At 42.0% G+C, this 13,748-nt stretch carries 11 protein-coding genes; 5 read left to right on the forward strand and 6 right to left on the reverse strand.

Going from position 1 to position 13,748, the window contains the following annotated elements:
- Nucleotides 1-57: 57 nt before the first annotated feature.
- The 5 genes from QT992_RS20355 to QT992_RS20375 form a co-directional block, all read right to left on the reverse strand.
- Complete coding sequence (locus QT992_RS20355; RefSeq protein WP_333339810.1) at nt 58-3,018, reverse strand: DUF4347 domain-containing protein; 2,961 nt, start codon at nt 3,016-3,018, stop codon at nt 58-60.
- 566 nt (nt 3,019-3,584) lie between these two features.
- A complete protein-coding gene (locus tag QT992_RS20360) occupies nt 3,585-6,239 on the reverse strand; it encodes a C39 family peptidase (protein WP_333319698.1) in 2,655 nt (884 codons plus the stop codon).
- 533 nt (nt 6,240-6,772) lie between these two features.
- Complete coding sequence (locus tag QT992_RS20365; protein ID WP_172192900.1) at nt 6,773-7,213, reverse strand: peroxiredoxin; 441 nt, start codon at nt 7,211-7,213, stop codon at nt 6,773-6,775.
- A gap of 131 nt (nt 7,214-7,344) precedes the next feature.
- Nucleotides 7,345-7,827 (reverse strand): hypothetical protein, encoded by a 483-nt coding sequence (locus tag QT992_RS20370; RefSeq protein ID WP_333319700.1) that lies wholly within the window; start codon nt 7,825-7,827, stop codon nt 7,345-7,347.
- On the reverse strand, nt 7,820-8,053 hold the full coding sequence (locus QT992_RS20375; RefSeq protein ID WP_333289398.1) for a hypothetical protein: 234 nt from the start codon (nt 8,051-8,053) through the stop codon (nt 7,820-7,822). The genes QT992_RS20370 and QT992_RS20375 overlap by 8 nt, the downstream gene beginning before the upstream one ends.
- A 149-nt stretch (nt 8,054-8,202) precedes the next feature.
- Between QT992_RS20375 and QT992_RS20380 the strand changes: the two genes are divergently transcribed.
- On the forward strand, nt 8,203-8,469 hold the full coding sequence (locus tag QT992_RS20380; RefSeq protein WP_333319702.1) for a hypothetical protein: 267 nt from the start codon (nt 8,203-8,205) through the stop codon (nt 8,467-8,469).
- 384 nt (nt 8,470-8,853) lie between these two features.
- A complete protein-coding gene (locus QT992_RS20385; protein ID WP_333319704.1) occupies nt 8,854-9,171 on the forward strand; it encodes a DUF433 domain-containing protein in 318 nt (105 codons plus the stop codon).
- Nucleotides 9,172-9,181: 10 nt separating this feature from the next.
- Here QT992_RS20385 and QT992_RS20390 read toward each other — a convergent pair whose 3' ends face one another.
- Entirely contained in the window at nt 9,182-10,537 is a 1,356-nt protein-coding gene (locus QT992_RS20390) for an NB-ARC domain-containing protein (protein ID WP_333319706.1), read from the reverse strand.
- 202 nt (nt 10,538-10,739) lie between these two features.
- Here QT992_RS20390 and QT992_RS20395 point away from each other — a divergent pair, with 202 nt between their 5' ends.
- The 3 genes from QT992_RS20395 to QT992_RS20405 all read left to right on the forward strand — a co-directional run bounded on the left by QT992_RS20395 (nt 10,740) and on the right by QT992_RS20405 (nt 13,742).
- The gene (locus QT992_RS20395; RefSeq protein WP_333319707.1) at nt 10,740-11,078 is read left to right on the forward strand and encodes a hypothetical protein; all 339 of its coding nucleotides are present in this window, start codon (nt 10,740-10,742) and stop codon (nt 11,076-11,078) included.
- Between the two features lie 90 nt (nt 11,079-11,168).
- Complete coding sequence (locus QT992_RS20400) at nt 11,169-11,840, forward strand: VWA domain-containing protein (RefSeq protein ID WP_333319709.1); 672 nt, start codon at nt 11,169-11,171, stop codon at nt 11,838-11,840.
- 105 nt (nt 11,841-11,945) lie between these two features.
- Nucleotides 11,946-13,742 carry a protein phosphatase 2C domain-containing protein gene (locus QT992_RS20405; protein ID WP_333319711.1) on the forward strand — a complete coding sequence of 599 codons (1,797 nt, stop codon included), beginning with the start codon at nt 11,946-11,948 and terminating at the stop codon, nt 13,740-13,742.
- The last annotated feature ends 6 nt before the right edge of the window (nt 13,743-13,748 follow it).

A 13,748-nucleotide genomic window follows, 5' to 3' on the forward strand; every position in this document is an offset into this window, starting at 1 on the left:
TTTCGTTGAATCCCTCTGTCAAATGTCAAGCCAATCTTCTTGACAATGACATCGAAATTAAGATGCGATTACCCTGCCGTTGGTAGCTGTTCCTGCTATTGCATATTTGACGCTACTTGCCCCGCTAATGTCCTCGCTGCGAGTCACAGTGAAAGTTAGAGGTTTTTTGCCGCTATTGCCTTCGTCAATGCTGGCAGTATTGGTGGCAATGGCATAAGCAACAGCACCTCGATCGGCAATAGTTAGCGTTGTTGTTTTTGTGGGGCCGGCAATGCCACCAGTAATTGTGCCAAAGTTTAAAATTGCGGTTTCGGGGTTTTCAGAGATACTGTCAGGCTTGATTGTAAATTCAATATTCTTGGTGAGTGCGTCACCTGTTGAACCTGCGGGGAATGTAATCGAGGTAGGGGAAAAGGTGTAGTCTAAATTTTGGGTGGCTGTGCTAGTGGGGTCGAGGAGAATTGGGACAACTATATCGTTTGAGGGAGTGCCACCGCTGATCTTGACGGGAATATTAACTACTGTGTCGGTTGTTCCTTCCACGCTGCTGTAAGTGGCCGCACCGAAATTAACTGTATTCGATGTCGGCGTTGGTGTCGGTGTTGGTGGTTCTGGTGTTGGCGGTGTTGGTGGTGCTGGTGGCGGTGTTGGTGGTGCCGGTGGTGCCGGTGGTGCTGGTGGCGGTGTCGGTGCAGTGTGGTTAATAATAGTTGTGGTAGCGGTATCAGCCGTAATTATTGGTGTTACCCCTGGGACGCTTGTGGGATTTGACAGGGTGACGGTAATAGTTTCATCGGGTTCAACCGTAGTGTCGCCTAACACATCCAGAGTGATGGTTTTTGATGTTTCACCTGTCACAAAATTAATCGTGCCAGTAGCAGTTTTTGCCCCAGAAGTGCCGCCGATATTGTTATAATCGCTGCCGTTGGTAGCTGTTCCTGCGATCGCATATTTGACGCTACTTGCCCCGTTAGTGACGTTGCTGCGAGTCACAGTGAAAGTTAGAGGTTTTTTGCCGCTATTACCTTCGTCAATGCTGGCAGTATCGGTGGCAATGGCATAAGCAACAGAAACCTGGTCTGAAATAGTTAGAGTTGTTTTTTTTGTGGAGCCCGCAATCCCACCAGTAATTGTACCCAAGTTGAAAATTGCGGTTTCCGGGTTTTCAGGGAGATTGTCAGGTTTGATAGTAACTGCAATATTTTTGGTGAGTGCAGCACCTGTTGAACCAGCAGGGAAGGTAATCGAAGTAGGGGAAAAGGTGTAGTCTGAATTTTGGGTGGCTGTGCTAGTGGGGTCGAGGAGAATTGGCACAACTACATCGTTTAAGGGAGTGCCACCGGTGATGATGACGGGAATATCAACTACTGTGTCTGTTGTTCCTTCCACGCCCTTGTAAGTGGCCGCACCGAAATTAACTGTATTCGATGTATTCAGCAGAACCGAGACATTGTTAGAAGTGCCGTTCGTAGTAGCTAAATCCAACTTGGTGTCAGCATTAAAATCTGCCGCAGCTATACGATTTCCCCCCAAAGTCTCCAGGTTAGTAAAGTTGCTGAGATTAGCAAAATTACCCGTACCATCTCCTAACAAGACTGAAACCTTGTTCCCGCCGGTAGGCATGGCTAAATCGAGTTTGCCGTCGCCGTTCAAGTCGCCTGCAACCAGAGAAAAGACACGACTTGCGACAGCAAAGTTGGTAGCATTACTAAAATTACCCGTACCATCTCCCAAGAAGACTGAGACATTCTCAGAAATGTCGTTACTTGCGGCGAGATCGAGTTTGCCATCGCCATTAAAGTCCCCTGTGACGACAAAGTGATTCTGTCTCCCAACAAGATTACCCGCGCTAAGGTTAACGGGGGAGTTAAAGTTGCCATTACCATCTCCTAAGAAAACGGAGATGTTGTCAGTCACTTCATTGTTCGACGTGACTAAATCGAGTTTGCCGTCGCCGTTAAAGTCGGCTGTGGCAACAGTAAACTTTGGTTTGTTTGTATTAAGTGGAACGGGAGGACCAAAGCTACCAGTACCAGATCCGAAAAGTATTGAAATTGTTGAATCGTTGCTGCCAAACCTCGGGGCTGTGGCTAAATCTAACTTGCCATCTCCGTTGAAGTCGCCGGCTGCGATCGAGCTATGATGAATATTTAAAGCGAATTTGGTAGGATCACCAAAACTGCCAGTACCTGTGCCCAGCCGGATGGAAACGTAACCGGGGTTAGCAGCAGCAGGTATATTCCCTACAGCTAAATCGAGTTTACCGTCTACATTAAAGTCGCGCACTACAATGGACTTGACAATATCCTTTGGGTCAAACAAGGTGGTAGCAGTAACAAAGCTGCCCGTAGTACCCGTCCCCAACAATATGGAAATATTGTTGGAGTCCTGGTTGACCACGGCTAAGTCTAGGAAACCGTCGCCGTTCAAGTCGCCCGTATCCATGTCAATAGGAATCTTGCCGACATTATAGTTCCTAGCTTCACTTAAGGTGGAGAGGACGTGGCTGTATGCTGCTAGAACTTCAGGCCGAAATGCTAAAGAGGCTGCTATTTTCCCGGTTGTCACTTCTAGTTCCCAGTCGCCGCCTTTTGCTGCACTGCCGGTGAGGTTTTTGGAGGCGGCAACGTTGGTATTTGTGAGTTGGGCGATGCGCTGGATGAAGGTGAAGGATGTCAATGCGACATTGCAACCGTAAATCAGAATGTCCGCACCCCGATTTAAAGCGCTTCGCCACTGCTGAAATTGCTTGGAATAAGTTTCCAGATTGTCAGAACACAATCTGGTTTTGCCCAGTTGCAAGCTGCCGGGAGCTCCGTGAGAAATGATGTGAATGCTATCTATATTGCTGCGATCGCCCAAAACTTCGGTAATTTGGTCGATCGCATCCCTGTCCCCATCCAAAACCACTACTTCCGTACCCGGTGTTACTCCGGCAATCAAACTTTGATAATCTTCAACTTGAGAATCGATAAAGGCGATCGCACTTCTTGAAACTTGACAATTAAAATTTGGCATCCCACCACCTATTTCTGGTTTAAAAAAGACTGAAAATTTGTTGTATCAACCATAAGGCTTGATTGCATAAAACTCTGTAAAGATTTGATAAAGATGTATTGATAAATAGTCTCTCGATCGACCTTGGGAGTGCCAAGAGTGCCTCCCCCCCGCCCACGAGGGCAACCGCGGGGGGATTGCCCCTACAAAGAATGGGGGGATATGCAAATCGGGTCGATCGCACTTTCTACCGTATTTTTATTAAATCAGGTGGCTATTTGAGAACTTGAGTGAGTTCTCATCGACTTCTCATTGACTTTTGATTAGACCTCTCCCATAATTAGGTTTTTGTGCAGATGGGACAAGGCGTAACGCAATGAAAATAGTTAAAATTATTAAGTAATCTTGCGGGCGATCGAGACTGCGATACAAACGATATATCTAATAGAGGTAGGGACACGGCATTGCCGTGTCCCTACGGGGATATTGATAGTACCTATAAACCTGCAATCTGCTGTAAATTGACACAAATGCACTGCCAACCCTAGCCGGATCGACTGTCGCAATCTCGATCGCACCTAAAAAGCTTAGCGCGAGATAAAATGCGCCCAAACATTCCCATCTGGCCCAGCAACTTGATTGACGTAACTGTAGGGATACATCAACTTTCTCCCCTCAGTATCGCTGTAACCAGTGAGTGCATCTCCCCAAGGATCTTGCACGATATAACCCTGAGAATTGTAGCCAATTACAGTAAGAATGTGACCGGCCGCAGTAAAATCTCCCGCTAAAACTACTGGCCGTCGATTCAGCAATTCCGATCGCACCTGGGCCCACGTGCGAGTTGTACTAAAACTCGTCTTAAACCCGTAGGCCTGAATCAGCGCCGAAAGCACGCTGTGATCGGTTTGAGAACCCTGGCCGGCATAGTCGAAACACCACTGCAACAACTCATCCTCCAACTGTCCGCCCCACTGAGAACGAACGCCGTAGTAATAAAATACCATCGCGATCGAAGTTACGTTGCAAGTAGACCAGTCAAAACGCGGATTGTCCCGCTGCGAAAAATACGGCACGTTCAATTCCACATTGTTCGGAACCGGATCGAAAATTTTATCTCCCCGCTTGAACTGAACAAAACTAGGAAAAACATAACCTGTATTGCCCAAATTCGGCAGTTCTTCACTCAGGGAAACTTTCAGGTGAGATCCTTCCGCACCGTAGCTGTTCACGCCGTAAACTCGACCTAAAGGCAGCGTAGTTTTCTCGGTACTGCTCAGGTTAGCAGAATCTACCGGCCGTTTTTTAAAGACAGTTGCTTGCAGGATTGTCATCGTCAAAGCATCGGGGTCAAAGGGAACCTCTTTGCCGTCTTTTTTAATTTTAACGTCCTGCCAATAAATAAATCCGATATTGCCGAAGCCGGGAATTGATTCGGCGAGAGTTACTCGAAAATGCCCCAAAATGCAGGCATAACCAGTAATGGCATAGGTAGTGCCTAAAAGTAGGTCAGCAATTTGATCGGCAGGCAGTTTCGATGAATCTTCGGGTTTAGCTTTAATCTGAGTTGTTTGAGTTACCAAAAGTTGAGCGCTGACGTTGCTATTCGGTACGTCAGCCAGGTCAAATCTTAGGATTTGAGAACCTTTGGCCAACTGAACATCGGGTTCATAAAAATAGCCAAAAGTGCCGATCGGTGAAATTGCTGAATCCACAATCACCTTGAGATGCCCGTCAATAAATCCGTATTTGCTAACGGCCAAAGTCTGGCCTGCTTTGACAAAAACTTTTTGCTGATTGTTGAGCCGGGAAGAATCAAGGGGAGCTACCTTAAACAAAGTGTCAGAAAGTATCTTTAAGGTCAAACCTCGTCCGACAGTTAGCGGATCGGAAGTTACGGCAATGTAAATTATTTGGCTGCCAGTAACGTTGCCTTTGCTGTCAGTTGCCCGCAACCTGAGCCACCGAGCTCCGGCTACGCTAAATCCTTTAGACAAATTAACTTGCCAAGTGCTGGCCTCTTGGTTTAGCGTGACGGTTAGGGGAAATGTATCCTCAGCTATCACCTCAATTTTTGCTGTTTTTTCTCGGTCAAAAGTACCCCGAAGGACGATCGGCTGATTTACCAAAACTTCTGACGGCCCTTGATAAGTTAAATTCACAGCGGGATTGAAAGATTTGCCACCGCGGCTGAATTGCACAAAATCGGGATAAATGAAACCCGTATTGCCAAATTGCGGCAAATTCTCGGTCAGCGAGACTTTAATGTGGCTTTGTTCGATCGAGAATCCGGCAATTCCGTAAATCATTCCCGCCGGCAAGGTAATTTTTTCTTGAGGTGGCAGGCTAGCGGCATTTACCGGGCGCTTTTTAAACACAGTCGTTTTGATGATTGTCATCGTAACGGCATTTCTATCATACTCAATTCCCCTCCCGTCTCGCAAAATTTGGACGTGCTGCCAGTACAGAAATCCCGAAGTTCCTAAGTTAGGAACTGCCCGCTCAAAAGCGACTCGAAAATGGTTTTCCACGCAAGCGTAGCCAAGAATATTGAAAGTTTCTCCTGCGTTAAATTGTAATTTCTGAGTCGATCCTAAAGTGGCAGAATCTGCGGGGGTTAACTTTAACCATGTCTTTTTGATAATCCACAGTAACTGCATTCCACGCGGCGGGGTCGGCAACTCGGCGCGATCGAATATGAGAATTTTTGCGCCTTTGGTTATAAGTACGTGTTTTTCGTAGAAAAAGCCAGAGGTTCCCACCGGAGTAATTGGATTATTTAGTTGAACATTCAGATGCCCATCTTCTAACTCGTAGTCCCTAATTTGATAAATTTTACCTGCTGGTATTTCCGCTTTTTGCAGGTTGTTAAGATTGCTTGCCGGCAGTGTTCCGACTTTGAATGCGGTATCTCTGAGAGTAATTAACGTCAAAAATTGAGCGGGCGACCCAGAAGCAGGATTAACTTTGATGTTAATTGTTTGTTGACCGATAACTTGGCCGGTCTTATCACTTGCCCTCACCTGCAGTGTCCGAGTTCCTGCGCTAGGGAATCCTTTATCTAAACTGATGTTCCAAATGCCTCTAGAGAGATTTCTCCCGACATTCAGGGCATTTGAGCCTTCTGTTGCTGAAATCGCTGCCACTAGATTTGTGTCAAAAGTGCCAAGTAAGACAGCGGCCCTATTGACCTCAATTTCTCGCGGGCCTAAGTAACTCAAAATAATTTTGCTGCTTGTCATTATATATCCCCCTATCTACTTAATTATTCAGCTAAAGCAAGGATAACTTCTGATTTTATCAAACACAATGACTCGAACCAGGACAAAATGGCCCCTAGATTCAGCCTACGGGCGGTTAATGCCTTTTACAGTATAAGTTTTTAATTATTGGCGGGAGTTGCCCCACAAATCTAACTTTAGACGTACAATAAGCACCTTAACCAATATATGCCTGGTTAAGGGGATTTGTGGTGCAAGTCTTAAGGGAAGGAATTTAGTTCGAGTAGTTTGCTTACCCCTGTACCCTTGACCCCTCAGTGGCTGAGTCAATCGATTTTAGATTTTAGATTTTAGATTTTAGATTTTAGAATTGAAGCATTGACCCCACGGATGAATCCGGGGGCTTGTATCCTGGATGCTTGATTGTCAGGACTTACGAAAAAAACCCGGTTCCTAGGAGAATATTGCTTATAGCAACGAGGCATCTAGGAAGAAACCGGGTTTTTAGCCGTTTGGTGCGTGCAGGAGTGTTAGTGCGATCGGCTAAAATTCGACTAAACTATGGTGACGAGAATATCTTGAGCGTGAGTGTCAACTTTCATGGTTTCCCCTTCATAAACTTGAATGATTTTGCCAGTACCGTCGATGACGAAAGTAACGCGCTTGGCATAATCGCCTTTCTCGACATCATAAGCTTTGGTAATCGTGCCATCAACATCTGCTAATAGCTGGAAAGGCAAACCGTATTTCTCTGTGAACTTTTGGTGCGATTCTTCGTTGTCGCGGCTGACACCGAGAACTACTATATCTTTGCCCTTGTATTCTTCATGGGCTGCTTTGAAGCTTTGGGCTTGTCTGGTGCAGCCGGGGGTGTCATCTTTGGGGTAGAAATACAAGATTACGGTTTTACCTGCGAATTGGGACAGGGAGACGGTGTTGCCGTTGGTGTCTTTGGCGGTAAACTGAGGGGCAGCGCACCCAACTGGTAAAGTCATAGTTTTGTTTTTCTTGGGATTTATAAATGTATTTTAATTGATTTTGGGCGGGCTAGAAGACCAACCCCTACTCCCCACAAGAAAATTTATTCTTTGTGGAACAGGCCACAAAGCCTGTTCATGATATTTAATTAAACTTCAGTAGGTTGTTTTTGGGACTCTAGCCAGCGATCGTAAGCTGTTCGATCGCCTGCGAATGAATCAAGGGTGACGGGCGATCGCTCGTATTGCTGGAGTGGAGCATTTTCTATTGGTTTGTAGGCGCAATAGCAAATACAAATTGAGTCAAATTCTGCACCATAGGGAGCTGGAATTTCAGGAGTGTATTCGTGAACTTTCACAACTTCCCAGCCGCTGTCTCTGAAATGAGTTGATGCACTGGGAAACATTGGGGCGATCGCACTTTCGACAATAACGCTTTCAGTTAAACGATAGCCCGGTGCTGGGGATGGCTTGCCGCTAGAGTCATAATGCTCGGCTATTGTCCAAATCAATGACTTAACCGATCCAGCATTAGCTACTCGGTAAAAGCTTTCTCCTACTTTTGTTTCGGTGAGCGATCGGTATTTTTCCAGTTCACCTTTGTCGGCTCGGAAAATAATGTATTTACGCATCTTGTTTTCTCTCCTTCAGGTAATCACCTTGACTCAAGTCCATTGGCGAGGGCGGAAACTCGCAATTTCCCTCAAAAATGCAATCTACGCTCAAAATAGAATTGCCAGTCTCTTCTATATTTTTCAGCGGCCAACCGTATTTTTCTTCCATATTAATGCAAGCCTCTTCGCTTGTGGCTGCATGGCGCGTCTCGTTTTTTTCGTCATCATACCGAGGTTGTGACATAATTAATATGCTCCCTTGTTGGCTATTTCAACATTTGGAGTAGTCGTCATGTCCGGGTGTTACCGCAATCGGACATGACGCTTGTCCTTACTTTATAGTATACAGCCGGCGATATGTATAAGAGCCATGTTTAATTTACCCAACATAATATGATTTATTTCTACACTGTTATTCTCATAAAAAGTGCTGAGCGTTGGGTCTCTCTGTGTTTAGAAAATGGATTGGTGGGACAAGGCCATACTCCCGAACAATCTATTGATAAACTTAAACAAGCTATTGAGTCATTTTCCGAAGTATATGAATCAGAGTCTGATGTTTATCTCAGCCCTCTTTCTATTAATGAGTTACACGAGTTTCTAACTTTAGAAGATGCCGAAGCCTCAGACACTTATGAACTAAGAAAAGTTTATGCCTAAAAACCTTCCATCTTTAAAACCTAAAGCATTAATTAAGATTTTAGAATAAAACGGATGTCAGTTTTACCGAGAGGGGAAAGGATCTCATCGTTTGTATATGCGTGAAATTGAAAACCGAAAAAGGATTGTTCCGATTGATATGGGTGCTGGGGAAATGTCACCAGCTTATGTGTTGCGGATTTTTAGACAATTTGGGTTTACCGATCCAGAAATTGAGGGGATGATTAGTTAAGTCCGCATTAATATGCTGTCTGGTTGGCGGTTTCAACATTGGGAGTAGTCATCTTTGCCACTCAGAAAAGCGATCGCCTAAAATGGCTTTTACAGCCCAACTCGTCTAACCTGTCCTAAAATATAAGAGACATCCTATATTAATTCCCTACCATGTCGATCGCCGTTATTAAAGAACATATCGAAATCACCCCAGGAATCTGTGGGGGAAAACCCCGTATCGCCGGACATCGCATCCGAGTTCAGGATATAGTTGTTTGGCACGAACAAATGGGAATGTCACCAGACGAAATTCTGTATCACTATCCAAGTATTTCTTTATCTGACATCTATGCAGCTTTAGCCTATTATCACGATCGTCGAGATGAAATTCGCTCTGCAATCGAAGCAGATGCAGAATTTGCTCGCCAATTGAAAGCTCAAACCCCATCGCTATTGCAACAAAAATTAAAAAATAGTCAACATGGCTAGGCGATGGCAATTAATTTTGACAACAAATTATAACATATTCTCGAACAACAAGAGATAAATCAAACAATACTTTCTCTCCTTCTATTCTGTTGAGTAAATAACGTTGACGCAATGATTCCAACCCATTCATCAAGTCCATTGATGACAGAGATAAACTTTGTCTTAAATCTTCCCTTGACACAGGTACATCAAATTTGCTTAATTGTAAAATAATCTCTCGTTCTGTGGATGATAGCCGTTTGAATAATTCAGTCAACCGAGATTTTATATCCTTAGTGACAACTAAACTATCTTCTTTTAAAAAATCAGCAACTTTCCCCCCAAATATATTTTTAATTAAATTTGCAATATCTTTTAAATAAACGGGATTACCTCCGTATAAATCACTCAACTCTGTCCAGGCTTCATCATCTTTTAATCCCCATCTTTTTACGATTTCTGTATTGTCTAATCCTTGTAACTCTAAGCACTTGATAGGATATAACTCCTCATCCGGGCTAACCATTTCTTGACATTGTTCCTGACTAATCAAGATGAAGCTACTTTGATGTTCTATATTTGCGATCGTTGTCAATAAATCTTGGTAATTTTTAGATTCCGTTTTGAACTCTCCTGCCAATTCTCCCTTAATAAATAATTCTTGGAAATCATCAAGGACGATTAAACATCTTTGTTGACGCAAAAGATTGAAAAACTGAGTTAACTTATTATTAGTTTGAATAGAATCGCGATCGACACCTGTGATAATTTCATTAATAATGCCCTCTAAAGATTGAGATAGTTTGAGGTTTTTCCAGATTACTACATCAAAATGTTGTAAATTTAGGTCAACAAACTGTTTGACTAGGGTAGTTTTGCCAATTCCACTTAATCCTAAAACTGAGACTAGATGAACATTTTGGTCGATTAACCAGCGGGAGAGGGTTTGAAGTTCGGTTGTGCGATCGTAAAAGTTGGTAATTTTTGGGGCTAGGCTTAAATCGTGATAATTTGATGTTGGTTTACTCTTAGGTTGATTTGGTTGATTATCTTTATGAGACTGGTATAGCGTTTGGGAACAAAAATTAAACTCATGATGATTTCCCACACCGATCACTTGTGATGATTTAATATATATCCTTTCTATGGTCGAACGAAAATTGTATTTATTAACATCTTCGCCTAACTGTTTAGATAAAATTTGCCATAGCTGACGCCCAATATTTCTAACACGACTTTCACTACGCTTACAATCATCAGCAATTTCATCATACGTTTTTCCCTGGTAAACCCCTGTAATTACAGCCTTTTGAACATCATCCAAGTGTTTTCCCGTTTTGGTGAATACCAACCTATCGGCACATTGTAAAACCTCTGTAACATCCATAAAATGTATCCACAGTAAATTTGGGTAATCCTAGTATATTGTAAGACATTGTATTAAATTTTGTGAATTTTGATTTAATTATTGGAAAATATACAATATAAAATAAGACATTTTAAGCTTTTGTTCGCTTAAATAATTATGTATACTGAAATTTACAATCTTGTTTTGAGCAAAGCACTTCAATATGTCAATGCCCCAAAAAATGACTGATGCTAATCTGAGATCGATTCCATCCGGTCTCTCTGGCATTTACGCAATATACCATGATTTTGATGGAGAAATTGATACTGCTTATGTAGGAAGGGCCAAAGGGACACCCGGAAGTTGTATTAAGACAAGACTGCAAAAACATTTTAGTGGTAAAGATAAGCAGCGCATTGGAACTGTGATATCGAGCCACCCAGATGACTTTTTCTTTTCTTATGAAGTGATTGAAAGTTATGAAAAATTGAAAAGAATTGAAAAATCCGAAATTTTCAAGATCCTACCAGCGGGAAACGTCCAACGCAATTTCAAAATTGAAGATTTAGGTATAGAGTGAGCGAATTAGAAATTTCAAAAAAATTCATCTTGCTCAGACAAAGTTCAACATAAGTTAATTACAAGTTAATTACAAGAGAGGTAAAAGTTTATGAGTGATGGTCAAAGTGTTAAGTATGCAGTGGACTTGGTGATGTGTATTGATGGCACTGGTTCAATGGGTCATTTAATTGAAGAAGTGAAGTCAGCCGCTCTCAAGTTTTACGAGCAGCTAGAAGCTAAGATGAAAGAAAAGAGTAAAAAAATAGATCAACTCAGAGCTAGGGTAATTGTATTTCGGGATTATTGGGCCGATCCCGCCGATAAAGTGATGCAATGTTCAGAATTTTTTGACTTGCGATCGCAGTCCTCCGATTTTGCTAATTTTGTCTCTCCAATTAAAGCTGACGGTGGTGGGGATGAACCGGAAAATGGCTTAGAAGCGGTTGGGTTAGCACTTAAGTCAAACTGGGAAAAAGGAGACTTTAGCAAGCAGCGATATGTGGTCGTTGTTTACACCGATGCTAGCGCTCATAGTTTAGACAAAAGCCCTAAACCCAGTCACTATCCTAATGATATACCAAAAAGCTTTGATGATTTGACGGATTACTGGCACGATATACCAACATCAGCCAAGCGTTTATTACTGTTTGCACCTGATGCTGAACCCTGGACAATGATGAGTAGCTGGGAAAATACGATTCATTATGTTTCGGAAGCAGGTAATGGATTAGAAGAACTAGAAATAGATCAAATTTTAGAAGCGATATCGGGGAGCATATAAGCAGGTTTGTTAATGAGCTATCTAAGTTAACTTAATTACAAAAATATGTATTAAGTTAACTTTTTAAATGACCTACAATCTTCAAAAAAACCATCAATTATGGCTATGACTAAATTTAATTTAGTAGTAAATATAGAAGTTGCTGAAGACAAAGGCGAAGATGCCAACCTAGCTGAAGATTTTGGACAAACTTTCTTGATGGGCGTGTTTGACGGATTAGGAGGTCGATCGGCTGGTTACGGTGGTAAAACAGGGGGACGTATTGCCTCAGAAGAATCATGTCAAATCAGCAAAACATTCTTCAAACAATGGCACGGTGAAATAAAGCCAGAAAATGTCATTCAATTGCAACAGCAAATTTGCCGATCGCTGAAAATTAAAGCAGATATCGAGATGCAGCCGAGAACTTCCTCTCGGCTAAAAGGTTCTTTAGTGGAACATAAACTTTGTACAACGATCGCCCTGGCTAGCATTCCCAAGCAAAAAGGACAAGAAAGAATTTTTGAAGCTAACTTGGCTTGGATGGGAGATTCACGAATTTATTTTCTCAGTCCAACTAAAGGTTTACAACAACTGACCAAAGATGACTTAGTAACTCCCAAAGATGCCTTAGAAATGCTGAGACAAGATCCACCCATGTCTCAATATTTAACCGCCGATATAAATCCGACATGGCAAATTCATTTTCAGCATTATGATATTAAAGAACCTGGCTGTTTTTTAGCTTGTACTGATGGCTGTTTTCAGTATTTTTCGGCTCCTTGGGAATTTGAAAAGTTGTTGCTAGAGAGGCTCTATAAGTCAGAAGGGGATACAATGGATAAAAATACTTGGCAAGAATTAATTAAACAAAGATACACAGAGATTAAGCAAGATGATGTTTCTTTAATTCTCTATCCAGTAGGATTTCATGGGATAAAGCACTTAAAGAGTTCTTATCAAGAACGTTGGCAGTATCTCCAAGAAAACTTTATGGCTCCTACGGCTAATGCTCGCTATGAGGATGTACAAACTCTGTGGGAAAAGTATAGAATTGATTATGAATATTATTTTCAATTTATTCAATATCTTCAGCCAATAGCTACTCCTAAACTACCCGTATCAGAAGATTATTCCTCCAGTTCAGTCGCTTCAGTCACTTCTAGTTCTAGTACAAATCCATTTAAAGAAATTAGCCAAACATCTAGAGAAAAAGCAGCAGCAAAGGCTGAAGAAATTCAAAGTTTATTGAACCAGGCTTACTCTTATTATGAAAATAATCGCTTAAAAGAAGCTGAAAATTTGTGCATTCAAGTTTTGAATATTGAGGTTCATCACAGTAAAGCTAAATATCTTTTAGGATGGATTTACACTAAATTAGCTTTGACCGAAAGCAATTATAACAGAGGAGAGTTATTCAAAAAAGCGGCTTCCAACTTTGAGGAACTTGTTTTAAACAAGTCGGCGGTGGAAAAACTTATAGCTGTCGAAAAAATTGTGGAATTATACCAAATTTTAGGTTGTATTTACTATTATTTAAATAGCCCAAATAAGTCAGTTGATTGTTATCAAAATTTTTTTAAGAGTGAGGGTTCAGACAAATTAGACAACTGGCAGGAGCACTTGAACTTTTTTGTGATGTCTCTGAGGAACTCCACAGGCAATAAATGCGACTCTGCTAATTCAGCTATACAATTTTGTCACCGTCTAGTTCATAATAATAAACTCTTACCTTATGGTAAAAATACTGTAATTTACTACTTTATGGCACAGCTACAAGAAATAGAAGGAGAATTAAATGCAGCCTTGAATAGTCTTCAAAGAGTCTTGGAAAATTCTTTGCAACTGGATCATAAAATGCACCAAGAAGCGCAACAAATGTATAATAAAATTATGACTAAGTTGAACGGCAGGAGATATTAATAACAT

The organism is Microcoleus sp. T3_D1, from assembly GCF_036700405.1.
Classification (GTDB): Bacteria; Cyanobacteriota; Cyanobacteriia; order Cyanobacteriales; family Microcoleaceae; genus Microcoleus.